Source organism: Vibrio sp. 378, from assembly GCF_033339435.1.
The window spans coordinates 1-782 of the sequence record NZ_JAWOUO010000405.1; the positions used below are offsets into that span (position 1 = coordinate 1).

Genomic DNA, 782 nt, shown 5'->3' on the forward strand with positions numbered 1-782 from the left:
CATTTTAATTTCCTTTTGTATTACTTTTGAGTTATTGGCTGGGTAAATATCGCCATATCCTTTGTTTAGGCAATAGTTACCCGTAAGATGAATTTCATCTTATTTTTAAATATTGTTATTCATTGCCCGCCTAAATAATCAGGCGGGATAGCTATTTATAATTTCTGATAACGATGACTTGATAGGGTTGAAGTTCAATATTCTCCTGAATATCGTCACCTGTACTTGCATTTATCCCATTCCAGTGCGGAACTTTCAAATCTCGCGGATCATTCAAAAAGTTCATAATGAACAAATAGCGAGACTGTTCATCTTCACGAGTTGTCACTGACACCCCGTAAGGCACGTTTTCAATTGGCTTGCGGATTCCATGTAAATTAGCAAGAGAGATGTAAAATAACTCGTTAAACTCTGTCTCTGTACGTGCAGCGATGTAGTAAGCACAACCTTTACCAAGCTGGTTCCTAGTAATGACCGGGCAAGCATCAAATAGATCCTCGCGGTAATAAGCCAAAGCTTCTGCCGTCTCTAAATGAATATGTTCCATTAAGTGCTTGGCCTTGAATTCACCGCTGAAGCCAAAACCAGAGTGCGTTTCCATTTCAAACAATACGCGTTCATGGTCATAGAGTGAGTCAATCTCCTCAGCCCAAATACCCAACGTGCGGCGCAATGGGCTGCCTTCTCCGCCAGGGAAGCCACCCAGAAAGCACAGATCATTCTGGTCAACGATGCCACTCCAATAAGTCGCGACTAACGTTCCGCCTTGCTCGACAAACGCT

General features: G+C 42.5%; 1 protein-coding gene. It reads right to left on the reverse strand.

What is annotated here, in order from left to right:
• Positions 1 to 151: 151 nt before the first annotated feature.
• Positions 152 to 782 (reverse strand): beta-galactosidase trimerization domain-containing protein (locus R7Q48_RS26575; protein WP_318133202.1); only part of this gene is annotated, 631 nt, incomplete at its 5' end.